At 65.8% G+C, this 25,665-nt stretch carries 13 protein-coding genes; 5 read left to right on the forward strand and 8 right to left on the reverse strand.

Annotation, left to right across the window (positions count from 1 at the left end; all coding sequences use genetic code 11):
• The first annotated feature begins 65 nt into the window (after positions 1–65).
• From dsbD to dsbG, 3 genes are read left to right on the forward strand one after another with little or no spacing between them, the layout of a single operon-like run.
• Positions 66–1,817 (forward strand): protein-disulfide reductase DsbD, encoded by a 1,752-nt coding sequence (gene dsbD, locus ACUXVH_RS29570; RefSeq protein WP_019092940.1) that lies wholly within the window; start codon positions 66–68, stop codon positions 1,815–1,817.
• Complete coding sequence (locus ACUXVH_RS29575) at positions 1,817–2,680, forward strand: TlpA disulfide reductase family protein (RefSeq protein WP_011062458.1); 864 nt, start codon at positions 1,817–1,819, stop codon at positions 2,678–2,680. The genes dsbD and ACUXVH_RS29575 overlap by 1 nt, the downstream gene beginning before the upstream one ends.
• Entirely contained in the window at positions 2,656–3,423 is a 768-nt protein-coding gene (gene dsbG / locus ACUXVH_RS29580) for a thiol:disulfide interchange protein DsbG (protein ID WP_011062459.1), read from the forward strand. Before ACUXVH_RS29575 ends, dsbG begins: the two co-directional genes overlap by 25 nt.
• A gap of 411 nt (positions 3,424–3,834) precedes the next feature.
• Here the strand turns inward: dsbG and ACUXVH_RS29585 are convergent, their stop codons facing one another.
• From ACUXVH_RS29585 to ACUXVH_RS29605, 5 genes are all read right to left on the reverse strand, one after another.
• The gene (locus ACUXVH_RS29585) at positions 3,835–4,647 is read right to left on the reverse strand and encodes an alpha/beta fold hydrolase (RefSeq protein ID WP_065365499.1); all 813 of its coding nucleotides are present in this window, start codon (positions 4,645–4,647) and stop codon (positions 3,835–3,837) included.
• 108 nt (positions 4,648–4,755) lie between these two features.
• Positions 4,756–5,112: a hypothetical protein gene (locus ACUXVH_RS29590; RefSeq protein WP_065365498.1), complete on the reverse strand. Its 357-nt coding sequence runs from the start codon at positions 5,110–5,112 to the stop codon at positions 4,756–4,758.
• Between the two features lie 562 nt (positions 5,113–5,674).
• The gene (locus tag ACUXVH_RS29595) at positions 5,675–6,724 is read right to left on the reverse strand and encodes a hypothetical protein (protein ID WP_081305235.1); all 1,050 of its coding nucleotides are present in this window, start codon (positions 6,722–6,724) and stop codon (positions 5,675–5,677) included.
• A 119-nt stretch (positions 6,725–6,843) separates the two neighbouring features.
• Positions 6,844–7,881 carry a ParB/Srx family N-terminal domain-containing protein gene (locus ACUXVH_RS29600; RefSeq protein ID WP_065365496.1) on the reverse strand — a complete coding sequence of 346 codons (1,038 nt, stop codon included), beginning with the start codon at positions 7,879–7,881 and terminating at the stop codon, positions 6,844–6,846.
• Between the two features lie 227 nt (positions 7,882–8,108).
• The gene (locus ACUXVH_RS29605) at positions 8,109–21,137 is read right to left on the reverse strand and encodes a non-ribosomal peptide synthetase (RefSeq protein WP_065365495.1); all 13,029 of its coding nucleotides are present in this window, start codon (positions 21,135–21,137) and stop codon (positions 8,109–8,111) included.
• A gap of 373 nt (positions 21,138–21,510) precedes the next feature.
• Here ACUXVH_RS29605 and ACUXVH_RS29610 point away from each other — a divergent pair, with 373 nt between their 5' ends.
• Positions 21,511–22,059, forward strand: coding sequence for an RNA polymerase factor sigma-70 (locus ACUXVH_RS29610; protein WP_011062465.1), 549 nt, complete (start codon positions 21,511–21,513; stop codon positions 22,057–22,059).
• 33 nt (positions 22,060–22,092) lie between these two features.
• Here the strand turns inward: ACUXVH_RS29610 and ACUXVH_RS29615 are convergent, their stop codons facing one another.
• The 3 genes from ACUXVH_RS29615 to ACUXVH_RS29625 all read right to left on the reverse strand — a co-directional run bounded on the left by ACUXVH_RS29615 (position 22,093) and on the right by ACUXVH_RS29625 (position 24,062).
• Positions 22,093–22,452, reverse strand: a complete 360-nt coding sequence (locus ACUXVH_RS29615; protein ID WP_041774396.1) for a hypothetical protein — start codon at positions 22,450–22,452, stop codon at positions 22,093–22,095.
• A gap of 95 nt (positions 22,453–22,547) precedes the next feature.
• Positions 22,548–23,342, reverse strand: a complete 795-nt coding sequence (locus tag ACUXVH_RS29620; protein WP_019095084.1) for a substrate-binding periplasmic protein — start codon at positions 23,340–23,342, stop codon at positions 22,548–22,550.
• A 96-nt stretch (positions 23,343–23,438) separates the two neighbouring features.
• Entirely contained in the window at positions 23,439–24,062 is a 624-nt protein-coding gene (locus ACUXVH_RS29625; protein WP_015636493.1) for a TetR/AcrR family transcriptional regulator, read from the reverse strand.
• Positions 24,063–24,248: 186 nt separating this feature from the next.
• On the opposite strand from ACUXVH_RS29625, the gene ACUXVH_RS29630 reads away from it, so the two are divergent.
• The coding region (locus ACUXVH_RS29630) for an acyclic terpene utilization AtuA family protein (RefSeq protein ID WP_183001572.1) at positions 24,249–25,665 on the forward strand (1,417 nt) is incomplete at its 3' end.

A 25,665-nucleotide genomic window follows, 5' to 3' on the forward strand; every position in this document is an offset into this window, starting at 1 on the left:
GTTAATCATCGGTTAATCAGGACCGGCCATTGTGCTCGCAACTTGCACCGGTTTAAGGCTTGGCCATGCGTCGATTGTTTCTCCTGTTGTTCATGCTCTTCACCACACTGGCGCACGCCGGCAACAACCCGTTCGAGGTCAAGCCCGACTTCCTGCCGGTGGGCAAGGCCTTCGTCTTCACCTCCGAGCGCCTGCCTTCAGGGGAAACCCAGCTGTTCTGGCAGATCGCCGACGGCTACTACCTGTATCAGAAGCGCCTGAAATTCGACGGCGTGGCGCCAGAGCTGCAACCCACCCTGCCGGCCGGTGAAGACCACAGCGACGAATTCTTCGGCCAGCAGACGGTGTATCGCCAGGGCCTGGAAGTGAAGCTGCCGGCCGCCGCCAGCGGCAAGGTCAAGCTGGGCTGGCAAGGCTGCGCCGACGCCGGCCTGTGCTACCCGCCGCAAACCCTGGAAGTGGACCTGGGCGGTGCGCCGGCAGTGGCCGCCAGCAACGTCGCGACCACCAGCAATGGCTCGGCCCAGGACCAGTTGCTGGCCAATGACCTGCAACACAAATCCTGGGGCCTGGGCCTGCTGGCCTTCTTCGGTTTCGGCCTGCTGCTGGCCTTCGCCCCCTGCTCGCTGCCGATGCTGCCGATTCTGGCCGGCATGGTGGTGGGCAGCGGCGCCAGCCCGCGCCGGGGCCTGGCCCTGGCCTCTAGCTATGTGCTGTGCATGGCCCTGGTGTATGCCGGCATGGGGGTAATCGCCGCCCTTTTGGGCAGCAACCTGCAAGCCTGGCTGCAACAACCCTGGGTCCTGGGCAGCTTCGCCGCGCTGTTCGTGCTGCTGTCGCTGCCGATGTTCGGCTTCTTCGAGCTGCAGATGCCGGCCCTGCTGCGCGACCGCCTGGAAGGCGCCAGCCGCCAGCGCCAGGGCGGCAGCCTGATTGGCTGCGGCATTCTCGGCGCGCTGTCGGCCCTGTTGGTGGGCCCGTGCATGACCGCGCCACTGGCCGGCGGCCTGCTGTACATCGCCCAGACCGGTAACGCGCTGTTTGGCGGCCTGGCCCTGTTCGCCCTGGGCCTGGGCATCGGCCTGCCGCTGTTGCTGCTGGTGACCCTGGGCAACCGCTTCCTGCCCAAGCCCGGCCCGTGGATGAACCTGCTCAAGGGTGTATTCGGCATCCTGTTCCTGGGCACCGCCATCTACATGCTGCGTCCGGTACTGAACCCCGGCCTGTGGATGGGGCTGTGGGGGGCCCTGGCCCTGGTGGTGGCCTACTGCGCCTGGCAGCAACGGGCGATTGCCGGCCGCTTGCTGCACCTGTTCGGTGCCGGCGCGCTGCTGTTCGCGGCCTGGGGCGGCATGCTGCTGGTGGGTGCCGCCGGTGGCGGCGACGACCTGTGGCGGCCGCTTAAGGTCTACAGCGGTGGCCCTGTGGCCAATAGCGTCACGGCCCATGATGCCTTCACCACGGTGAAGTCCCCCGCCGAGCTGCAAGGCGCCCTGGACAGCGCCCGGGCCCAGGGCCAGTGGGTGCTGCTGGACTACTACGCCGACTGGTGCGTGTCCTGCAAGATCATGGAGAAAACCGTGTTCGGCCAGCCTCAGGTGCTGGAGGCCCTGAAGGATGTGCGCCTGCTGCGCCTGGACGTGACCCTGGACAACGCCGACGGCCGCGAACTCCTGAGCCGCTACAAGGTGCCGGGGCCACCGAGCATGCTGTGGATCGGCCCGGACGGCAGTGAACGCCGCAGCCAGCGCATCACCGGCGAAGTGGATGCCAACGCCTTCCTGCAACGCTGGACCCAGACCCGGGAAGCCCGTTGATGCTGACCTTTACCATCGGCACCTTTGCCATCGCCCTCAACCACCTGCTGCTGATCAGTGCCCTGGCCCTGGCCACCCTGGTGGGCTGGCGCGTGGCCAAGCGCGGCGGTGACAACCCCGAATCCGTGCTGTTCAGCCTGTTCCTTTTGGGCATGCTCGCCGCCCGGGTCAGTTTCGTGCTCGCTTACTGGAAGCACTACCAGCACGACCTGTGGATGATCATCGACCTGCGCGACGGCGGCTTCCTGGCCTGGCCGGGGGTGATCGTCATGCTCCTGGCGGCCCTGGCCTGGGGCTGGAAACGCCCGGCGCTGCGCCGCCCATTGGGTGCCGGGGTGGCCAGCGGCCTGGCCTTCTGGCTGCTGGCGACCCTGGCCCTGACCCTCTACGACCAGGGCACGCGCCTGCCGGAAGTGGCCCTGCGCAACGCCGCCGGCGAAACCGTGCAACTCACCGACTACCAGGGTGGCCCGCTGGTGATCAACCTCTGGGCCACCTGGTGCCCACCGTGCCGGCGGGAGATGCCAGTGCTGGAGAGAGCCCAGCAGCAACGCCCGGACCTGACCTTCCTGTTCGTCAACCAGGCTGAAAGCATGCAAAGCGTCAGCACCTTCCTGGCCACCCAGGACCTGAACCTGAACAACGTGCTGTTCGACGGCAGTGGCCGCCTGGGCAAGGCCGTGGGCTCCATGGCCCTGCCGACTACGCTGTTTTATAGCGCCGATGGCCGCCTGCTGGGCAGCCACCTGGGGGAACTCTCGGAAGCCAGCCTGGCCCGGGCCCTGGAAAACTTCGACGGCGCCCACCCGACCTCGGTCGCCCCTTCAAGGAAACTGCCATGCCCTTCATCCGCCACTTGCTGAGCCTGTCTTTGGGCGCGGCGTTGCTCAACGCTCCGCTGCTACAGGCCGAGGAACTGCCTGCGCCCATCCGCAAGATCGAAGAAAAAGGTGCCAAGATCATCGGCAGCTTCGACGCCCCGGACGGCCTCAAGGGCTACGCCGCGCAGTACCAGAACCGCGGCATGACCCTGTACCTCACCCCTGACGGCAAGCACGTGCTGCTGGGCAACCTCTACGATGCCGACGGCAAGGACCTGAGCGCCGAACCGTTGCAGAAACTGGTCTACGCGCCCATGGCCAAGGAAGTCTGGGGCAACCTGGAAAAGAGCAACTGGATCGCCGACGGCAAGGCCGATGCACCACGCATCGTCTACCTGTTCAGCGACCCCAACTGCCCCTACTGCAACATGTTCTGGGAACAGGCGCGGCCCTGGGTCAAGGCTGGCAAAGTGCAGTTGCGGCATATCATGGTGGGCATCATCCGCGAAGACAGCCCGGGCAAATCTGCCGCCCTGCTGGCCGCCAAGGACCCGCAGCAGGCCCTGCAGGATCACGAAAAGGCCGGCAAGGGCAGCGCCCTGAAACCCCTGGCCAGCATTCCCGCAGCGGTGCAGGCCAAGCTCGACGCCAACATGAAACTGATGGAAGAGCTGGAGCTGTCGGCGACCCCGGCGATCTTCTACCTCGACGACAAGGGCGAGTTGCAACAGCAGCAAGGCGCCCCGGCCCCGGGCAAGCTGACGCAGATCCTCGGCCCCAAATAACCCCGCCCCTTCCCCGTAGGAGCCGGCTTGCCGGCGACGGCGTCCGTCAGGCTGGCGCCCGGCTTGCGGGCCTCTTCGCTGGCAAGCCAGCTCCTACAACGCGTATCCCCAAACCGTAGGAGCCGGCTTGCCGGCGAAAGCGTCCGTCAGGCGGGCACCTGGCTTGCGGGCCCCTTCGCTGGCAAGCCAGCTCCTACAACGCGCATCCCACCCGTAGGAGCCGGCTTGCCGGCGAAAGCGCCCTTCAGGCTAGCGCATGGCTCGCGGACCTCTTCGCTGGCAAGCCAGCTCCTACAACGCGCATCCCCACCCGTAGGAGCCGGCTTGCCGGCGAAAGCGTCCGTCAGGCGGGCGCCTGGCTTACGGGCCTCTTCGCTGGCAAGCCAGCTCCTACAACGGAAGAATCAGGCTTCAGCCGTTGCGCTGTAAAAACGCCAGCAAGGCCCGGGTCACGAACTCCGGGTTTTCCCGGCTGGATATATGCCCCGCGTCAGGAACCCACTGGTAAGGGCAGCCGATGCGCTCGGCCATCTCGAGGGTTTCCGCAGGTGGCCGCGGCTGGTCCTGGTTGCCACACAGCAGCAAGGTGTTCGGCCCATCCAGGTGCTGCAGCTGATCCAGCACATCCGCCCGGCTGAAAGTGATGCGCCCCATGGGAATCACGCTCTGGCGCAGGCGCTCGGCCGGCAGTGCCGCGAGGCTGGCACGAAAATCCTGGAACAGCGCCGAGTGCCGATCGATCCCCGGACGGAAGAAGATCGGCACCACGATATCCAGCAGCGCTTCGGCGATCAGGCCGCTGTCCTCGATCTGTTGGAACAGGGAAAAGTAATACTGCCGGGTCGGCTCAGGCTCGGCGCCCAGGTAAGTGTCCATCAGCACCAACCCGTCGATGCGCTGCGGCGCCGCTAGGGCCAGGCGCGCGCCCCACATGCCGCCCACCGACAAGCCCACCAGGGTCACCCGTTCGATCTGCAAATGATCGAGCAAGGCCAGCATCTGCCGCGCCACATCGTCCAGCGACGCGGTGCCTGCCGGCAACGGCCCGGACTGGCCGTGGCCCCACAGGTCCACCGCGATCACCCGGTACTGCGCCGACAACGCCTCGATCTGCGGTGCCCACATGCTCGTGTCCCACAAATAACTGCCGGCCAGGAACACCACCGGCCCCTGGCCCTGGTCAAGGTAGTGCAACGGTTGTCCATCGATGGTGGCGAACGGCATGGGCTAGCTCCTGCAAGGAAATGACGAAAAAGGTCCGACAGACTGTGCCGTGAAAAAAGCCCAGTCAATCGGACCCGTCCGACAAAACGTATCAGGAGATGCCCGGATTCAAGGCCCGCGCTGACCGTCGAGCAAGGCCTCCACCACGGTGCGGGCCATCTCCACCGAATGCACCATGGACCAGATCAGCCCGCGCTCCAGGCCGCTGCCCTGTTGGGTGATTTCATCGCACGCCTCCTCGGCACATTTGAGCAGCAGCGCCACATGTACCAGGGCCTCTTCGGCGCTGACGCCTTCGCGCACGCTGAACAGCGAGTCGGGGGAAACGGGTGTGGCTTGGGTCGTGAGCTGGAACAGCGCGGGGTCCAGCGGTTGCTGAGCCAGGGCCACGCGCAGGGTGGCGTTGGCGACCTTGAGGGCGGGATCGCGATAGGACGAGGGGGGATCGGGGACGAGCTTTTTCATGGTGTAACTCCGATATGAACTCAAAGGAGCCGTCACCGTTCGCTTGCACACGAATAGGGTGGCAGCCGTACGCAGGTGTGCAAGACCGGGCATATCGGAACCCGGCAGACTCGAAAGTCTCCCACGCACGGCTGCCATAACGCAGAAACAACGGGCAAAAAACCCCGAACTGCTTTTGACAACGATGCGCCGACATGACCGGACTTGCACATCCGAGCCATCGATTGGGCGATGGCTCCGGAACCCTAGCCCGCCGACCCGACGCATTCAAGCGGCCCGCAGTTTCTCGGAAATGCCTTACAAAAGAAAGCGACTAAACGCCATCCCAGCGACCTTTCAACCGGCTTGCCGGCGAAGGCGTCCGTCAGTTTGGCGCATGGCTTGTGGGCCTCTTCGCTGGCAAGCCAGCTCCTACAACACGTATCCCCACCCATCACACGTATCTACACCCGTAGGAGCCGGCTTGCCGGCGAAGGCGTCCTTCAGGCTGGCGTATGGCTTACGGGCCTGTTCGCTGGCAAGCCAGCTCCTACAGAGGGCGCGTCCGCCTTAGGGCGGGGCGTCACCGATATTCTTCCGGCGCTTCGCGTTCGAGGATTTCTTCGAGATCGCTCAGGTCACCGCGTTCTTTGAGAATGCCGCTGACCTGGTCGATCCACACTTGCTCCGAGGCAATCCCCGCCCAGGACTGGCTGCCGAAGCCGTGATACGGCCGGTCATCGAAGGTGCTGATCAGCAACTGGTTGAAGCGCCCGGTGTCCAGTTTTTTGCGCTGGATTTGCACTTGCAGCGCCCCCAGCACCTTCTGCTGCTCTTGCGGGTTGGGGCGATAGCGGTAGAGCCGCGGCGAGCTGAGCACCAGAAACTCCGGCGGCAGGTTTTCATCGATGGCCGCCTGCAGGCGGTAATGGCCATCGAGAATCAGATAGCAGCTCAGACCGGTGACGTACCACACCAGGATCGGCGGCAAGCTGCCTTCGCGGGCTTTTTTGCGCCACCACTTCAAGCGCCCGGAATGCGGGTCCACGGCATGCAGGCCGACTACTGCGCCACCGTACTCCCCCAACCCGACCCAGCGCGCCGTACCGGCCTGTTGGTTGTCGAGGATGTTACGACCATAGATCGCCCACTGCGGCATATGGCTCAGGGCGTCTTCACCGCCCTTGAAGTACCAGGCTTCGGTGCCGCTGAGCAGCGGCCGCATCGGTTTCTGCGATGCCGGGCGCAGGGCCCGCACCAGCCAGTAGCCGGGGTAAAAGAAGTCCGGCTGGTGCTGCATCAATTGCTCGACGAAGAAGCGGCTCCAGGCCTTGAGGCGCAGCGCCGGGTCGAGGCGCGCCTGTTGTTCCACCTGAGGCGAGTCGATGGGGCCCACCAGGGTTTGCGGCAGTTGCTCCGGCAGGTGATTGCGCACCAGCCATACGCCATACAGGCAGCGGGACATGGTGCCCCAGAGCAGGGTCTGGTCGCCGAGCACCAACTGCATACGGCTGTTGTTGCCACTGAGCAGACACAGGTTGGGCTTGCCGCTGGCCGGGCGTTTGACGTCCACGCCGAGGCCGTTCCAGTGGCCGGCCAAATCCTCGATATCACGCCAGAAAATCTGTTCCACGATTGTCCCTAATCCTTGATCAATGACCGGCCCTGCGGCGGGCAGGCGCGACTATAGCAGAGGGCTGGAGGGCCCATTCGCCTGTAGGAGCTGGCTTGCCAGCGAAGGCGGCCAGCGCCTTACCCATGGCGGCCAATGACCGCGTCTACTTCGTCTGCCAACCCTTGCCCGCCCAGGCACTGACGCACCTCGTCGCACCACTGCGACTCCGGCTCATTGCCGGCCCAGGCCGGGGTAGCGCTGCGGTACTGCGGCCGGTCATCGAACGCCTGGATCAGCACCCGGTTGAGGTTCTCGGTGCTCAGGGCCGGGTTGCGCGGCACCGCGTCGCCGCGCTTGCGCAGTGAATCCATGACCCGTTGCTGATGCTCCAGGCTCGGTGCGAAGCCGCGCTCGCGGGTGGCGCTAAGGACGATGAATGATGGCGCGAGGTTTTCCGCGATGGCCGCCTGCAAACGGTAATGGCCGTCGATCACCACGTAGGACGCCAACCCGCCGACGTACCACAGCAGGATCGGCGGCAGGCTGCCTTCGCGGGCCTTCTTGCGCCACCACTTCAGGCGCCCGGCCTCGGGGTCGACACGGTGCAGGCCGATGAGCTTGCCGCCGCCATGCCACCAGTCGATCCACTCCAGGGTCTGGGGTTGCAGGTTGTCGAGAAAATCCTCGCCGTACAGGTGCCAGTTGGGCACATGGGTCAAAGGGTCGATCACCGAGGTGAAGCGCCAGTGGTCCAGGCCGCTCGCGGTGCTGGAGGGCTCCGGCAGCAGGCCCTGGGCCAGCCAGAAACCGGGGGTGAGGAAGTGCCGGGCGCTTTCACTGAGACGGCTGACGAAATAGCGGCTCCAGGCCTTGATCCGCAGCTCGGGCGCCAGGGCGGCGTGCTGCTCCACGGTGGGTGAGTCGATGGGTGCCAGCAACCGGCATTCGGCGCCGTCCGCCAGCGGGTTGCGCACCAGCCAGACGCCGCAGTGGTCACGGGCCAGGGTGGCCCAGAACAACGGCGTGTCGTGGTGCATCAGCTTGATCCGGGCATTGGCGCCGGTGCGCAGGTACAACGGCGGTCTGTTCGTGGGGCCCGGTTCGACCTCAACACCGAGGCCACTCCAGTTGCCCAGGGAATCTTCGATGTCGCGCCAGTAGAGCTGTTCTGCCATGATTCCGGTCCTTGAATGAAAACGCCCGGCGCAGGTGCTTGGACCTGGGCCGGGCGCGATCATAGCAGAGGACCTGCGGGCCTCTTCGCCCGTAGGAGCTGGCTTGCCAGCGAAGGCGTCGACCAGGACGATGCAAGGCTTGCGGGCCTCTTCGCCGGCAAGCCGGCTCCTACGCCAAATGTCGGTCCTCCTGCTGCGCGAACAACGCCCCACCGCTCATCCGTCGATCACAGCCCCTCCAGCTCGGCCATCAGATCACTCAGCCGGTCGACCTTCTCCTCGCTGATCTCACTCCCGGCCAAACCGTCGATGTACGCGGCCAGCTCCTGCACCGTGCTGCATTCGAACATGGCTCGCAGCGGCACGTTGCGTTGCAGGGTCTTCTGTACCCGTGAAGCGATCTGGGTCGCCAGCAGGGAATGCCCGCCCAACTCGAAGAAGTTGTCGCGTACCCCCACCCGTTCGACCTTGAGCACCTCGGCCCAGATGTCCGCCAGGGTTTGCTCCAGTTCATTGCCCGGCGCTTGATAGTCCTGGCTCTGCAGCTGGCCGATTTCCAGGGCCGGAAGGGCCTTGCGATCGAGCTTGCCGTTGGCGTTGAGCGGCAGGCGCTCCAGCCACAGCCAGTGCAGCGGCACCATGTATTCCGGCAGTTCGGCACGCAGCCGCGGTTTGATCCGCTCCAGGCGTTCGCTCGGGCTCAGGCTTGAGTCACCGGCGACCAGATACCCCACCAGATGCTTGCCGTTGACCCCTTCCTGCACCCCCACGGCGGCATCGCGCAATTCCGGCTGTTCATGCAGGCGCGCTTCGATCTCGCCCAGTTCGATGCGATAGCCACGGATCTTCACCTGATGGTCGATCCGGCCGACGTATTCCAATACGCCGTCGCTGCGCCGGCGCGCCAGGTCGCCGGTGCGGTACAGGCGTTCGCCCGCAGCACCGAACGGATGGGGCACGAAGGCCAGCGCGGTACGCAACGGGTCGCTGACGTAGCCACGGCCAACACCGGTGCCGGCCACGCACAACTCGCCGACGGCGCCCAGGGGAACCAGCTCCTGGGCTTCGTCCATCAGGTACAGCCGGTTGTTGTCGGTGGGCGTACCGATGGGCAGGTAGGCGCCCCGGGTCGAAGCCATATCGACACGGAAGAAGGCCACGTCATCGGAGCACTCCGCCGGGCCGTAGGCGTTGACCAGGCCGATCTGTGGATAACGCAGCAGCCACTGGTGCGCCAGCTCGGGCGGCATGGCCTCGCCGGTGGGCAGCATCCAGCGCAGGCCATCGAGGGCGATGGCGTCCTGGGCGAGCATGCCCTGGATCAGCGACGGCACGCTCTCCAGCACCGTGATGCCCTGCTCCTGGACGTGAGCCAACAGGCCCTGGGGATCGTGGGCGATGGTGTTGGGCACGATGTCCACCCGAGCGCCGAACAGCGGTGCGGCAAGGAACTGCCAGACCGAAATGTCGAAGCTCTGGGACGCGGTCTGGGCGATCACGTCGGCCTCACTCAGTTGCAGGTACGGCACCTTGCTCAACTGGTTGTTGAGCATGCCGCGCTGCTCCACCATCACGCCCTTGGGCAGGCCGGTGGAACCGGAGGTGTAGATCACGTAGGCCAGGTTGTCCGGCGCGCTGTAGCGGCCCGGGTTGTGCTCGGCATGCCCGGCGGCTTGCAGCTCTTCCCAGACCAGCAGCCGCGGACGCCCGGCACAGCCGAACTCGTCCAGCAGGGCCTGGGCCTGTTCGCGGCAGGCCGCGCTGCACACCAGGATCGGCGTGCGGCTGAGCTCGATGATACGGCCCAGGCGCTGGCCCGGCAGGCCCGGGTCCAGGGGCAGGTAGCCGGCCCCGGCCTTGAAGCTGCCGATGATCATGCCCAAGAGTTCCAGGCCGCGCTCGGCCAGCAGGGCCACCGGCTGATCAAAGCCTACGCCGTTGGCAACCAGGGCGTGGCCCAGGCGGTTGCTGCAGCAGTTCAACTCGGCATAGCTGTAGCGCCGGTCCAGGCAACTGGCGGCGATGCGTTGCGAATGGGCCGCCACCTGGGCCTCGAACAGTTCCACGTAGCTGCGCTCCAGCGGGTACTCATGCTCGCTCTGGTTGCAGCCGGCCAGCAGGAAGTCCTGCTCCTCTTCACCCAGCAGCGGCAGTTCGGCCATGTCGCCATGAAAGCCCTGCATCAGCGCCAGCAGCAGGCGCTTGAACTCGCCGAGCATGCGCTCGATGGTCGCCTGCTCGAAGTAGCGCTGGTCGTAGGACAGGTGCAGGCCCAGGTCATCCCCCGGGTAGCACACCGCGGTGATCGGGAAGTTGGTGTGGGTACGGCCGGAATCCGAACTGGCGTTCAGGCTCTGGGCACGGTCCAGCACCGAGACTTCCACCGGCGCGTTCTCGAACACGAACAGGCTGTCGAACAGCGGCTGGCCCTTGGGCAGTTCGCTGGTTTCCTGGATCGCCACCAGCGGCAGGTACTCGTATTCGCGCAGCTGCATGTTGCTGTCGAGCAAGCCGCTGAGCCACTGGCGCACACTGCAGCGCTCACCGTCCTGGGGCAGCTTGACCCGCAGGGCGATGCTGTTGATGAACAGGCCGACGGTGCGTTGCATCTCCGGCATTTCCACCGGGCGCCCGGCCACGGTAACGCCGAACAGTACGTCGCGATCGCCGCTCATGCGCCGCAGCACCAGGGCCCAGGCCGCCTGGGCGAAGGTGTTGACGGTCAGCTGGTGCTGCTGCGCCAGTTCCCGCAGTTGCGCGCCGTCCCGGGCATCGAGGCGGGTGTAACAGTCGCCGACGATCATGCCGCCGCTGTCACCGGCGTGTTCACGCAGGAACGGCCGGTCGCTGGGGATCGGCGTGGTGCGTTCAAAGCCCTCAAGGTTCTGCCGCCACCACTGCCGCGCCTCGGACAGGCTCTGGTGTTGCAGCCAGCCGATGTAGTCGCGGTAACGCGGTGGCACCGCCAGTTGCGCCTCGCGACCTTCACCGAGGGCGGTGTAGATCTCGAAGAAGTCGTTCATCAGCAGCGAGCGGCACCAGGCATCGATGAGGATGTGGTGGTTGCTCATCATGAACCAGTAACGGGCCGCACCAACGCGGATCAGCCGCAGGTGGAACGGCGCCTGGTTGAGCAGATCGAAACCGGCCTCACGCTCCTGTTTGTGCAGGGCTTGCAGCTTGGCTTCCTGCTCGGCCTCGGGCACCGCGCTCCAGTCGAGAAACTCGATCGGGGTGCGGCCCGGCTTGTGGATAACTTGCAGCATGTCTTCGCCGACGTTCCAGCAAAAAGACGCGCGCAAGGCTTCGTGGCGCGCCACCACCGCCTGCCAGGCCTGGGCGAAACGCTCCGGGTCCAGTTCGCTGTTGATGCGGTAGCGGTCCTGCATGTAATACAGGCCGGTGCCCGGCTCCAGCAGGGTGTGCAACAGCATGCCCTCCTGCATCGGGGTCAGCGGGTAGACGTCTTCGATCTGCGCCGCCGGTACCGGCAGGCCATCGAGCTGGGCCTGGGTCAGGCGCGCCAGGGGGAAGTCGGACGGCGTCAGGCCACCGGCATCGTCCTTCAGGCAATGGCCGATCAGGCTGTGCAGCTCGCCCAGGTAGGCGCCCGCCAGCTCGCTGATCAGCTCGGCGTCGAAACGTTCGCTGCTGTAGGTCCAGCGCAGCACCAGCTCGCCGCCATACACCTGGCTGTCGATGCTCAGTTCGTTGGGCAACGGTGCTTCCGGTGCATGGGCCGGGCCGACGGATTCATCCAACGGGCGCAACAGTGCATCGGTACCGAAACTCTGGTCGAACTGCCCCAGGTAGTTGAAGGTCACCGGCGCCAGCGGCAGCGCCGCCAGGGCCTCGCGGCAGCTTTCATCCGCCAGGTAGCGCAGCACGCCGTAACCCAGGCCCTTGTGCGGCACGGCCCGCAGTTGTTCCTTGATGGCCTTGATCGAGGCGCCCTGCCCGGCCGCTTCTTCCACCTGCAACGGCGTCAGGCGCAGCGGATAGGCGCTGGTGAACCAACCCACGGTGCGAGTCAGGTCGATCTCGTCAAACAGCGCCTCGCGGCCGTGGCCTTCCAGTTGCACCAGGGCCGAAGGCTGCCCGCTCCAGCGACACAGCACCCGGGCCAGGGCGGTCAGCAGCAGGTCGTTGACCTGGGTGCGGTAGGCCGCTGGAGCCTGTTGCAGCAACTGACGGGTGCGCTCGGCATCCAGGGTCACGCTGTGGCTTTGAGCCTGTTGATGCTGCTGGCTGCCAGTGGCCTTGAGCCCCGGCAGTTGCGCGGCCGGGCCGGCCAATTGCTGCTGCCACCAGCCGAGCTCTTCACGCAGGGACTCGCTGCCGGCATAGGCTTGCAGGCGGCTCGACCAGTCCCGCAGGGCACTGGTCTTGGCCGGCAGCTTCAGGGCCTGCCCGGCTTGCAACTGACGATAGGCGTTTTGCAGATCTTCCAGCAGCACGCGCCAGGACACACCGTCCACCACCAGGTGGTGGATGGCCAGCAACAGGCGTTGCTCGCCTTCAGGGCCGTCCACCAGCACCGCCCGCAGCAGCGGCCCGTGTTCCAGGTCGAGGCTGCGCTGGGCATCGGCGAACAGTGCCTCGCAGGTGGCCATGGACGGCACCCGCACCTGCCACAATAAGGGAGCATCGGACAACGGCAGGTACTCGGCGCGCCACTGCCCGCCTGCCTGCCCGCCTGCCTGAGAGAAACGCAGGCGCAGGGCGTCGTGTTGCTCCAGCACCGCCAGCAGCGCTTGCTCCAGCAACGACGCATCCAGGGTGCCCAGCGGTTCCAGCAACAAGGCCTGGTTCCAGTGCTGCGGCTGGGGAATGCGGCTGTCGAAGAACCAGTGCTGGATCGGCGTCAGTGGCGCTTCGCCACTGAGCTGACCCTGCTCGGCGCTAACGCGCTGAGTGTGGCTGGCAACCCGCGCCAGGGTTTGCACCGTCTGGTGCTGGAACAGGTCCCGCGGGGTGAAGTGAATCCCCAACTGGCGGGCACGGCTGACCACCTGGATCGACAGGATCGAGTCGCCCCCCAGTTCGAAGAAGTTGTCGTTGAGGCCCACTTGCTGCACGTTCAGCACTTCGCCCCAGACCCCGGCCAGGGTCTGTTCCAGCTCATTGCTCGGCGCCACGTACTGCTGGCGATTGAGCTCCGGATCGGGCATCGGCAGGGCTCGGCGATCGAGCTTGCCGTTGGCGGTCAACGGCATGCTGGCCAGGAGGATCAGGTGGGTCGGCACCATGTAGTCCGGCAACTGGGTTTTCAGTTGCTGCTTGAGGGCTTCACGCAGGTTGGCCTGCTGCACCTCGTTGCGCTCGGCCACCTCGGTCACCAGGTAACCAGCCAGCTGCTTGCCGGCCGGGGTGTCGAGAGCCAGCACCACCGTTTCACGCACGGCCGGATGATCCAGCAGACGGGTTTCGATCTCCCCCAGTTCAATGCGGAAACCGCGAATCTTCACCTGATGGTCCACCCGGCCGATGTATTCCACCTGGCCGTCGGCGCACTGGCGCACCAGGTCCCCGGTGCGGTACAGGCGCCCGCCATCGGTGGCGAACGGATCGGCGACAAAACGCTCGGCACTCATCCCCGGACGACGGTGATAACCCTGGGCCAGACCGGCGCCGCCGACATACAGCTCACCGGTCGCCCCTTGGGGCACCAGCGCCAGATCGGCATCGAGGATATAGGCCACCCGGGCCCCGACGATGCTGCCGATGGGTACGCTGGCCACGCCTTCGGCCAACTGCTGCGGCGCCAGGCTGGCTAGGGGCATGACCACGGTTTCGGTGGGGCCGTAGGCGTTGAAGAACAGGTTCGGCTGGAAGGCCGCACGGATGCGCTGCAGGTGTTCGCCGGTCAGGGCCTCGCCGCCGGTGATGCACATGCGCACCGGCAGGGTCTGCTGCTGGGTCGCCAGATGCTGGGCCAACTGGCTGCCGTAGCTGGGGGTGAAACCGAGGATGCTGATGCGGTGCTGACGGATCAGTTGGCAGATCTCTTCGGCGTCCCACTGGCCCTGGGCCCGCAGTACCACCTGGGCGCCGCTGAGCAGCGGCACCAGCAAGCGCTCGGTGGCGGCGTCGAAGTTGATGGAATAGAAGTGCAGCTCGCAGTCGTCCGGGCGCATGCCGAAGCGGCGGATCACCGCCTGGCAGTGCATGGCGATTTCCCCGTGGGACACCACCACGCCCTTGGGCTGGCCGGTGGAACCGGAGGTGTAGATCAGATACGCCTGATGCTGGGGCAGGCTGATGAAGGGCAACTCGCTGGCCGGGTAGTCGGCCAGCAGCGCACCGTCCTCTTCCAGGCACCAGCGGCCGACTCCGGCCGGCAGCTCGCCCAGGGCGGCGAACATCCGCGCATCGCTGAGCAGCAGGCCGATGCCGCTGTCTTCGATCATGTAGTGCAGGCGGTCCAGGGGGTATTCCGGGTCCAGGGGCACGTAGGCGCCGCCGGCCTTGAGAATCGCCAGCAGGCCGACGACCATTTCCAGGGAACGCTCCAGGGCCAGGCCGACTCGCACCTGCGGGCCCACGCCACGCTCACGAAGCATCCAGGCCAGGCGGTTGGCGCGGCTGTCCAGCTCGCTGTAGCTCAGGGTCTGCCCGGCGAAGGTCAGGGCCGGGGCGTCCTTGCGGGCCAGGGCCTGTTCGCTGAACAGGTGGTGGATGCACTGGTCCAGACGTTGCTCGCCGGGCTCGACGCTCAAACTGTCCAGCAGGTGCTGCTGTTCATCGGCCTGCAGCAGGGGCAATTCGCACAGACGCCGTTGCGGGTCGTCGATCAGGGCCTGCAGCAGATTGCGCCAATGGCCGGCCATGCGCGCAATGCGCGGCTCGTCGAACAGGTCGGTGCTGTAGGTCAGGCAACAGCCCAGGCGCTGGTCCAGGTCGGTGACTTCCAGGTTGAGGTCGAACTTGGTGGCCCGGGCATCGTTGACCAGGTATTCCACGGTCATGCCCGCCAGTTGCCGGCTTTGCTGGAATTCCCAGCGCTGGACGTTGCACATCACCTGGAACAGCGGGTTGTAGGCGGTGCTGCGCGGCGGTTGCAAGGCTTCCACCAGATGATCGAACGGCAGGTCCTGGTGTGACTGGCCCTCGATCACGGTGTGGCGTACCTGCTCCAGCAACTGGCCGACGCTCATCTGCCCGTCGAGCTGGCAACGCAGCACCTGGGTGTTGAGAAAGGCGCCAATCAGCCCTTCGCTTTCCGGGCGGATGCGGTTGGCCACCGGCGCGCCGATGCGCAGGTCGCTCTGGCCGCTGTAGCGATAGAGCAGCAGCGACAACGCGGCGGTCATGGTCATGAACAGGGTCAGGCCGTGCTCGGCATTGAAGGCGCGCACCCGGGCCGCCAGTTCGTCGCTCAAGTCGAAGCGGTACAGCTCGCCCTGGTGGCTTTGCACCGCGGGCCGTGGCCGGTCGCTGGGCAGCTCCAGCAAGGGGTGTTCGCGGCCCAGTTGCCCGGTCCAGTAGTCCAGCTGGCGCTGGCGCTCGCCGGATTCCAGCCACTGGCGCTGCCACACGCTGTAGTCCAGGTACTGCACCGGCAAGGGTTCCAGGGGCGATTCGCGGTCGTCGAGGAAGGCTTCGTACAGCGCGCCCAGCTCGCGGGCGAAGATGTCCATGGCCCAGCCTTCGGTGACGATGTGGTGCAGGGTCAGGACGAAGTAATGCTCCTGCTCGCCGGCCTTGACCAGGCAGGCGCGCAGCAAGGGGCCGGTCTCCAGGTCGAAGGGTTGATGCGCTTCGCTGTCCGCCAATTGTTGCAGGCGCTGCTGCCGGGCATCCGGGGCCAGGGCCGAGAAGTCCTTCCAGGCCATGCGCAGGCCGGTGTCGGCATGCACCTGCTGGTGGGCCACGCCATTGACGCTGGGGAAGGTGGTGCGCAGGGTTTCGTGACGCAGGATCAGCGCTTGCAGCGCGGCCTCGAAGCGGCCCACGTCGAGCACGCCAGACAGCCGCGCCATGCCACCGACGTTGTAGGCCGGGCTGTCGGGCTCCATCTGCCAGAGGAACCACATGCGCTGCTGGGAATAGGACAGCGGCACCGGCTGGCTGCGGTCTACCCGGGCAATCGGCGGTTGCTGGTTGCGCGCGCCGGACTCCTGGATCAGCAGCACCTGCTCGGCAAAGGCCCCCAGTTCGCTGGCTTCGAACAGCGCCCGCAGCGGCAGTTCGACGTCGCAGGCCTGGCGGGTGCGGGAAATGATCTGGGTCGCCAGCAGCGAATGCCCGCCCAGGGCGAAGAAGTCATCCTTGAGGCCGATCCGTGGCTGACCCAGCACTTCGCGCCAGATCTGGGCGATCTGCCGTTCCAGATCGGTGCTCGGTTCGACGTGCTCGCGCACCTGCCATTGCGGCTCCGGCAGGGCCCGGCGATCCAGCTTGCCGCTGGGGCTCAGGGGCATGGCGTCCAGGCGCAGCAGTTGCGCCGGCACCATGTACTCCGGCAGCTCGGCGGCCAGGGCGGTTGTCAGCCGAGCGCGTTGCTCGGTTTCATCTTCGTCGCTGGCCTGGGCGGTGTAGTAGCCGATCAACTGCGGGCCGGCGACGGTGTCCCGCACCAGCACCGCGGCCTGGGCCACGCCGTCCTGGGCCAGCAGCCGCGCTTCGATTTCCTGAGGCTCGACCCGAAAGCCCCGCAGCTTGACCTGCTGGTCGAGGCGGCCGAGGTATTCCAGCACGCCGTCGGCGCACCAGCGTACGCGGTCACCGGTGCGGTACAGGCGCGCGCCCTCCTCACTCAGGGGGTCGACCACAAAGCGTTCGGCGGTCAGCGCCGGGCGTCCCAGGTAACCCCGGGCCAGGCCCTGGCCGCTGATGCACAGCTCGCCGGGCACCCCGGCGGGCATCAGATTGAGCTCGGCATCCAGCACCCGGCACAGCACATTGCCCAGCGGCCGGCCAATGGGCGAGCGCTCGCCGTCATCCACCGAACACTGCCAATGGGTGACGTTGATCGCGGTTTCGGTGGGGCCGTAGCGGTTGTGCAGTTGCGCGTTGGGCAACTGCTGCAATAGGCGATTGCGCAGCTCGGCCGGCAGGGCTTCGCCACCGGAGAACACCCGGCGCAGGCTGTGGCATTCGGCGCTCAGCGGCTCATCGACGAACAACTGCAACAGCGGCGGCACGAAGTGCAGCGTGGTGACGCCGTACTCCTGCACCAGCTGGGCGATGCGATGGGGATCGCGGTGCTCGCCGGGGGCGGCGATCAGCAGGCGGCAGCCGGTGATCAACGGCCAGAAGCACTCCCACACCGACACGTCGAAGCTGATGGGGGCTTTTTGCATCAGCACATCGTCGGCTTGCAGCTGGTAGCTGTCCTGCATCCATTGCAGGCGCTCCATCAGCGCGCGATGGGTGTTGCCGACGCCCTTGGGCTGGCCGGTGGAACCGGAGGTGTAGATCACGTAGGCCAGGTGTTCGCCGTGCAGGTGCAGGCCCGGCGCGTGGCTCGGCCAGCTGTCGAGCTTGAGGCTGTCCATGGCGATGGCGCTGACACCCGGGGCTTCGGGCATCCGGCCCAGCAGATGGGTCTGGGTCAGCAGCAGTTGCACGCCGCTGTCGCCGAGCATGTAGGCCAGGCGTTCGGCGGGGTAGTCCGGGTCCAGGGGCACGTAGGCGCCACCGGCCTTGATGATTGCCAGAAGGCCGATCAGCAGTTGCGGCGAACGTTCGGCGGCGATGGCCACGCACACGTCCGGCCCGACGCCCTTGTCCCGCAGGTAGTGGGCCAGGCGGTTGGCCTGGGCGTGCAGTTCGGCAAAGCCCAGTTGCCCGCCGTCCCAGACCAGCGCGGTGCGTTCCGGGCTCTGGCGCAGTTGTTCGTGCAGGCGCTCCGGCAGCCACTGCTCGGCCGGCGCGCAGGGGGCCACGCTCCATTGCTGCAGTTGCGCCGCTTCGGCGTTGCCGAGCAACGGCAAGTCGCCCAGGGCGCAGTCCGGTTGCAGGCAGGCATGCTCCAGCAGGCTGATGAAATGCCCGGCCAGACGCTCGATGCTGGCCGCGTCGAACAGCTCGTCGGCGTAGTCGAAGGCCAGGCTCAGGCGGCCGTTGCGGTCCTCTTCGCTGTGCAGTTGCAGGTCGAACTTGGCCTCGCGGCTGTGCCACGGCAGCTCTTCGGCCAGCAGCCCCGGCAGGCGGCGCAAGGCACTGAGGTCGCGCTGCTGGTGGTTGAACATGACCTGGAACAGGCCCTGCTCACGGGCTTCGGGGAAGGCTTCGAGCAATTGTTCGAAAGGCAGGTCCTGGTGGGCCTGGGCCTCCAGGGCGGTGCGGCGGGTCTGCTGCAGCAGGTCGGCGAAGGACTGGCGCGAATCCAACTGCCCGCGCAATACCTGGGTGTTGATGAAAAAGCCCAGCAGGCCCTGGGTCTCCAGGCGCGGGCGGTTGGCGTTGGGCACACCGATGCGGATATCGCCCTGCCCGCTGTAGCGGTGCAGCAGGGTCTGGAACGCCGCCAGCAACAGCATGAACGGCGTGGCCTGCCGAGCCTGGGCGGTCTGGCGCACGGCTTCACTGAGGCTCGCGCTCAGGCGCAGGTCATGGCGCGCGGCGCTGTGGCGGACCTGGGCCGAACGCGGGTGGTCGGTGGCGAGGTTCAACACCGGGGCTTCGTCCGCCAACTGCTGTTTCCAGTAGTCCAGCTGGCGCTGGCCTTCGCCCTGGGCCAGCCACTGGCGCTGCCAGCTGCCGTAGTCGGCGTATTGCAGGGCCAGGGGCGCCAGCTCCAGGCTCTGGCCCTGGGCCGCGGCGGCATAGAGCCGCGAGAACTCGTCGATCAGCACATTCAGCGACCAGCCGTCGGCGATGATGTGGTGCAGGGTCAGCAGCAGTTGGTGTTCTTCGTCATCCAGGCGCACCAGGGTCGCCCAGTACAGCGGCCCCTTCTCCAGATCGAACTGGGTCCGGGCCTCGTCTTCGCGGATCTGCCGCGCCCGGGCTTCACGCTCGGCCGGTGGCAGGTCGCTGATATCGATCACCTGCAGGTTGAATTCGCCGGCGGCATCCACCTGTTGCAGGGCCTGGCCGTCACGCTCGAAGAAGCGCGTGCGCAGCGCTTCGTGGCGCTGGATCAGTTGCTGGAAGCTGGCGCGCAGGGCCTCTTCGTCCAGCTCGCCGCGCAAGCGCAGGCCGCCGGGAATGTTGTAGGCGCTGCTCTGCGGGTCCAGTTGCCAGGTGATCCACAGGCGGTTCTGCGCCAGGGATTGGGGCAGCGGCTGCTGGCGCGACAGGGCGTTGATACTGCCCTGGGCCACGCCGCCGTCCTGCTGCTGGCGCGCCACGGCAGCGCTGAAGGCACCCAGGGTCGGAGCCTCGAACAGCAGGCGCAAGCCCAGTTCCAGCCCCAGCTCTTCACGCAGGCGGGCGATCACCTGGGTAGCGGCAATCGAGTTGCCCCCCAGGAGGAAGAAGTGATCGTCGGCGGCCACTGAAGCGCATTGCAGTTGCTCCTGCCAAATGCGCCCGATCAGGGTTTGCAGCGCGTCACCGGCGCTGTCTGCGGCGTCAGCCGTTGCGCTGCCGGCCTGCGGGAACAGCGCGTAGTAATCCAGGCTGCCATCGGCCAACCGGGTGCGGCAGGCGGAACGCTGCAACTTGCCGCTGGAGGTTTTCGGCAGGGCCCCGGGGTTGAGCAGCACCACCACGCTCGGCGCTTCCTGGCAGGCTTCGGCCACCGCCTGGCGGATGGCCTTGATCAGCGCCTCGGGGGGCAGGATCTTCTGCACGCTGCGGCTGATTTCCGCGGCGATGCCGATGCCTTCCTGGCCCTGCTCGGTGACCGCAAACGCCGCCACCCGGCCCTTGCGCACCACTTCCACCTCGCGCTCGATGGTCTTTTCGATGTCCTGGGGGTAGAGGTTGTGCCCGCGCACGATCAGCAGGTCCTTCAGGCGCCCGGTGATGAACAGCTCGCCATCGCGGATAAAGCCCAGGTCACCGGTGCGCAACCAGGTACGACCGGCATGCTGGACGAAGGTCTTGGCGGTGGCTTCAGGATTGCGCCAGTAGCCATGGGCAATGCTCGGCCCGGCGGCCCAGACTTCGCCAATACGGTTGTCAGGCAATTCGCCCAGTTGCTGCGGATCCATCACCAGCACGGCGTGTTCCGGCTGGCTGAAGCCGCAGCTCATCATCGCGCTGCCCTGCCCCGGCTCGGCGCGGTTCTGCGCCAGGGCCTGGTCGTCCAGGTGCAGGGCCGGGATGCCCTGGCCGCGCACGCCACCGGCCACGAACAGGGTGGCTTCGGCCAGGCCATAGGAGGCGAGGAAGTTTTCATGGCTGAAACCGCAGGCGCTGAACTTCTCGGCGAAACGCTCCAGGGTGTCCAGGCGGATCGGCTCGGACCCCGAATAGGCCACGCGCCAGCCGCTGAGGTCGAGGCGCTCCAGGGCCGACTCGCTGACCCGTTCGCTGCACAGGCGGTAGGCGAAATCCGGGCCGCCGCTGATGGTGCCGCCGTATTCGCTGATCGCTTCCAGCCAGCGTACGGGCCGCGCCAGGAAGTAGGCCGGTGACATCAGCACACAGGGCACGCCGCTGAAAATCGGTTGCAGCAGGCCGCCAATCAAGCCCATGTCGTGGTACAGCGGCAGCCAGCTGACGATCACGTCGTCCGGGTTGAGGTCGATACCGAAGCCGCGACGGATCAGCAGTTCGTTGGCCACCAGGTTGCCATGGCTGACCTGCACGCCCTTGGGCAGCGCGGTGGAGCCCGAGGTGTATTGCAGGAAGGCGATGTCGTCGCCCTGCAGCGCCACGGCCTGCCAGTCTTCGGCCAGCCCGGCTTGCAGGGTGTCCACACACAGCAGTTGCGGCGCGCCTGGGGCCTTGAGTTCGTCCATCTGCAACAGTGAATCCCGCAGCCCGGCGCTGGTCAGCAGCAACCGTGGCTCGGCGTCGGCCATGATGGAAATCAGGCGCTCCTGGTGATGACGACGGGTGGATTCCGGCGGATAGGCCGGCACCGCGATCACCCCGGCGTACAGGCAACCGAAGAACGCCGCGACGTAGTCCGGGCCGCTGGGAAACAGCAATACCGCGCGATCGCCGAATTCGGCGTTGGCTTGCAGAGCCGCAGCAATGGTGCGCGCACGAAGGTCCAGGTCCCGGTAACTGAGGACCACGCTCTGATCCTGCTCTTCGGCGAGAAAGCGCAACGCCACTTGATCAGGTGCCAGGACTGCCCGGCGTTGAAGGGCTTGGGCCAGGGTGCTGGGGAGTTCGAACGCGTCCGTCATGGGGTTTCCTGCCAGGATTGTGCTTGCAATGGAGAGCGGGCCCTGCTCTCCCATAACTTTAATAACTATCTATAAATCAAATAGTTATAAGAAAGTCGTGGGCATCCGGAGGGCGCCGTGGCCGGGTCTGCTACCCGGAATCTTTCTCCAATGAGAACGGATGACGTCTTGAAATAATTAGTCCGCATCCTGCCCTTCAAGGCCTGATCCAGCCCACTGACGAGCAGCCGTTCGCAATCTGCACTGACAGAGAGCATTAGTTCTTTTTCTCAATTGACAATCATTATCATTCAGCCTAATTTGTCGCTCGATGTGTAGGACGGGTCAGATTTTTCTGACGTCCCACTAACCTCTTTGCAACAAGGTGATTTCCATGACGGAACAAGTATCCACAAGCAGGTGCGATTCACCGTTACTCCAGGCTTTTGTCGACAACCGTCTGATCCTGGTGAAGATTGCAGCCCGCATTACCGGCTGCCGATCCCGGGCTGAAGACGTGGTTCAAGATGCGTTTTTCCGCCTGCAGTCGGCGCCGCAGATCACCTCCTCGTTCAAGGCCCAGCTCAGTTACCTGTTCCAGATCGTGCGCAACCTGGCCATCGACCACTACCGCAAGCAGGCGCTGGAACAGAAGTACTCGGGTACTGAAGAGGAAGGCTTGAATGTGGTTATTCATGGCGCTTCACCTGAAACCTCCCACATGAACTTTTCCACCCTGGAAAACATCGCCGAAGCCCTGACCGAGCTGCCCAGCCGCACGCGCTACGCCTTCGAGATGTACCGCCTGCATGGCGTCCCGCAAAAGGACATCGCCAAGGAGCTGGGGGTATCGCCGACCCTGGTCAACTTCATGATTCGCGATGCCCTGGTGCATTGCCGCAAAGTCTCGGGCAACCGCCCCGATACCTTCGCCCGTCGCTGACTGGCGCCCTGCATGACCCGGCTTGAAGGGTGCCTACACCTCAAGCAGGCCACTGCGGCCAAGCACCAGTAACGCTGCACGTTTATGCAACAGATCGAACTCCTGCTGGCAGAACCGACAACGGTCATGCGCAGCACAGGGCGGCGCGTGGGCGCCTGGCGCCGGCCGCTGCGCACCTGGCGGGTCCAGATACAGGGCATGTACCTGGGCCGACAGCCAGAAAGCCAGCCGATCCTGGCGCGCCGCCTCGGCTGCCTGGGCATCCACCGGCACGGGCGCCTGCCCCCGGCCCCGCAGAGACTCGAACAGCCTTTGGCGGGCGATGACCTCATCGATTCCCGTGAGCTGGCTAGTGGGCAGGGCTGCAACATTCAGCGGATCTACAGGGGACATGGCAGCGCTCACCGTCGGTTGGGCATTCAACCAAGTGACGTGGGCCGCCGCCGGAAATTTAGCCCGTCGCGGGCCGGGCCGGTCGCTGCGTGATGTCAGGCGTGGGGCACGCTCATCACCACAATGCGATAGGGATCGAAGATCTTGTGCATCTGGCCGTTGTCCCGCAGTTTTTGCAGGAGCCCGGAAAAGTCTTCGGCCGTGATCGGCGCCTTGGGCCGGATCAGGGCGTAATGGTGGTAGACCTGATCGATGCGTTCGGAAACCAGCAACTGCTCCGTGCTCTCGGCATTGCGCGCCAGGAAGTCGCTGAGGTAGGAGCGGGTCACCAGGGCGATGTCCGCCCTGCCCCGCAGGACCATCAGCAGGTTGCTGTCGTGGGAATAGGTCAGGGTGGCGTTGTAGGTGTCGGCCAGGAACTTGGGGTCGGCGTTGAACTGGGCGAAGGCGTAGTGATAACCGCTGAACAGAGCCAGGCGCTTGCCCTTCAGGTTGGCGAAATAGTCCTGCTGGCGCCCGCCCTGACGCTGGGCGACGAAAATTTCCGCGTCTTCCAGGCCCATGTCGACACTGGTGTGGGCAATGTTCTGCCAGCCCCAGGCCGGGTTCTCGAAGATCGCCAGGTCCACCCGACCCTGCTCGAAATCGCGGAAACGCCGGGGAATCGAGGTGGGCACCAGGACGAACTGATAGTCGCTCTGGGACTGGTTGAGGGCTTCCACCAGTTGCGGCAGCAAACCGGTGTCGGCACCGGTTTCTGGACGGACGGTATAAGGCGGGAAATGCGCCGCCGCGACCCGCACCAGCTGCGCCGAGGAGGCCGGACAGACCCAAAGTGTTGCCAGCGCCAGCAAGAGCATTCGCAAGGCTGACCGCAGCGGCAAGGACATCAAGGCAACACACCTCAAGGAAATGAAAATGAATGAGCTAAAGCTAGGCGTTTTCAGCCACTTCGACAACGTTGCCACGCACAATTAGCCAGCCGCTCAATGATCCTTGAGCACCAGCAGCAGGGCCTCCTGGGCCAGCTGTTCCAGAGTCATGCTGCCCTCGGCACGAAACCAGGTGGTGGTCCAGGACAGGGCGCCGGTGAGAAAGCGCCGGGTAATGAACACATCGCCCTTGATGAACCCCGCCTCCTTGGCCTCCCCCAGCACCTGCAGCCAGATCTGTTCGTAGATATCGCGCAGCGCCAGGACGGCTGCCTGGCCTTCCGGGGACAGTGAGCGCCACTCGTACACCAGCACTGCCATGGCTTCACCGCTGCCGCCCATGATCGACTGCAGTTCACAGCGGATCAGCGCCAGCACCCGTTCGCGCACGCTGCCGGCCTCGGCCAGTTCAGCGCGCATCAAGGCGGTGTTGTAGTGGATGGTTTCCTGCATCACCGCCCGCAGGATGTCGTCCTTGCTCTTGAAGTGATGAAAGATGCTGCCCGACTGGATGCCCACCGCGCTGGCCAGGTCACGCACGGTGGTGCGCTCGTAACCCTTGTTGCGAAACAGATGCGCTGCGGTTTGCAGCAGCTTGCCCCGGGCGCTCTCGGGGTCGGTCACCTGGCCACTGGCGATCAGCTCGCGTACTACCTGCAGGGCTTTTTGCTCGTCCACCGGTGTTCTCCTACCTTCACGTCATCAATAGCTCAGCGTAACCCGGCAAATCCGGGCGCGGCGCGCGCAATTTAAGCCTCTGCCGGTTACCAAGCAAGCGCTTGGCCAGAAGAATAGGCCAACGTATTTACAAACCAAGCGCTTGCTTGGTAGCCTCCTCGCAGTTCTTCATTCGAGAGCCCTGTCATGACCAAGACCGTAAGAATCGGCTGCGCCAGTGCCTTCTGGGGCGACACCAGCAGCGCCGCAGCGCAGTTGGTGCAAGGCGGCCGCCTGGACTACCTGGTGTTCGACTATCTGGCAGAGATCACCCTGTCGATCATGGCCGGGGCGCGCATGAAGGACCCGACGGCGGGCTACGCCACGGATTTCGTCGAGGTGCTCAAACCCTTGCTGGGCTCGATCCGCGAACAGGGCATCCGGGTCATCAGCAACGCCGGCGGGGTCAACCCGCAGGCCTGTGCCAGTGCCTTGCAGGCCGCCTGCGAACAGGCCGGGGTGGCGCTGAAGATCGCCGTGCTGCTGGGGGACGACCTGCAACCGCAGTTCAAGCAGTTGAGCGACGCCGCCATTGTGGAGATGTTCAGCGGCGCGCCCCTGCCGCCAATGTGCGTCTCCACCAATGCCTACCTCGGTGCCCCCGGCATCGTCGAAGCGCTGCGCCTGGGGGCGGATATCGTGATCACCGGCCGCGGCGTCGACAGCGCGGTGGTCAGCGCCGCCCTGGTCCACGAGTTCAACTGGTCCTGGCAGGATTACGACCGCCTGGCCCAGGCCGCCCTGGCCGGGCACATCATCGAATGTGGCGCGCAGTGCACCGGCGGCAATTTCACCGACTGGCGCCAGGTGCCGGACTACGAACATATCGGCTTCCCCATCGTCGAGGTCGGCGCTGACGGCCAGTTTGTGGTCGGCAAGGCACCCGGTACCGGAGGGCTGGTGAGCCCGCTGACGGTGGGCGAACAACTGCTGTACGAAATTGGCAACCCCAGGGCTTATCTGCTTCCGGATGTGGTGTGCGATTTCTCTCAGGTGGAACTGCGGCAACAGGGCCCGGAAAGGGTTCATGTACAGGGTGCCAGGGGCCTGCCCCCCAGCCACCAGTACAAGGTCAGCGCCACCTACCCGGACGGCTTCCGCTGCACCGCCAGTTGCCTGATGGCCGGGATCGACGCGGTCGCCAAGGCGCACCGGGTCAGCCAGGCGATCATCGACAAGACCAGCGAGATGTTCGCCCAGCGCGGCTGGGGGCCCTACAGCGAAGTGAATATCGAACTGCTGGGCAGCGAGGCCACCTACGGCCCCCACGGCCAGCGCCAGGACAGCCGCGAGGTGGTGATCAAGCTGGCAGTGCGCCACCCGAACAAGGCGGCTCTGGTGCTGTTCTCCCGGGAAATCGCCCAGGCCGCCACCGGCATGGCCCCGGGGCTCACCGGCATCGTCGGTGGCCGGCCGACGGTGTACCCGGTGATCCGCCTGTTCTCCTTCCTGCTGGACAAGGACGCCTGCCGGCTGGAGATCGACCTTGCCGGCCAGCGTCACCCTTGCGCCCTGCCGCACACCGACCGCCTGGACCCGGCAGCCCTGCCCGCCCCCCATTCCC

The organism is Pseudomonas sp. 8(2025), assembly GCF_052665325.1.

Coding starts and splice junctions, on each gene's coding strand:
- ACUXVH_RS29585 (WP_065365499.1), bottom strand. CDS start 4,647: ATGCCGTTCGCCACCATCGATGGACAACCGTTGCACTACCTTGACCAG.
- ACUXVH_RS29600 (WP_065365496.1), bottom strand. CDS start 7,881: ATGGCAGAACAGCTCTACTGGCGCGACATCGAAGATTCCCTGGGCAAC.
- ACUXVH_RS29615 (WP_041774396.1), bottom strand. CDS start 22,452: ATGTCCCCTGTAGATCCGCTGAATGTTGCAGCCCTGCCCACTAGCCAG.
- ACUXVH_RS29605 (WP_065365495.1), bottom strand. CDS start 21,137: ATGACGGACGCGTTCGAACTCCCCAGCACCCTGGCCCAAGCCCTTCAA.
- dsbD (WP_019092940.1), top strand. CDS start 66: ATGCGTCGATTGTTTCTCCTGTTGTTCATGCTCTTCACCACACTGGCG.
- ACUXVH_RS29590 (WP_065365498.1), bottom strand. CDS start 5,112: ATGAAAAAGCTCGTCCCCGATCCCCCCTCGTCCTATCGCGATCCCGCC.
- ACUXVH_RS29575 (WP_011062458.1), top strand. CDS start 1,817: ATGCTGACCTTTACCATCGGCACCTTTGCCATCGCCCTCAACCACCTG.
- ACUXVH_RS29620 (WP_019095084.1), bottom strand. CDS start 23,342: ATGTCCTTGCCGCTGCGGTCAGCCTTGCGAATGCTCTTGCTGGCGCTG.
- dsbG (WP_011062459.1), top strand. CDS start 2,656: ATGCCCTTCATCCGCCACTTGCTGAGCCTGTCTTTGGGCGCGGCGTTG.
- ACUXVH_RS29610 (WP_011062465.1), top strand. CDS start 21,511: ATGACGGAACAAGTATCCACAAGCAGGTGCGATTCACCGTTACTCCAG.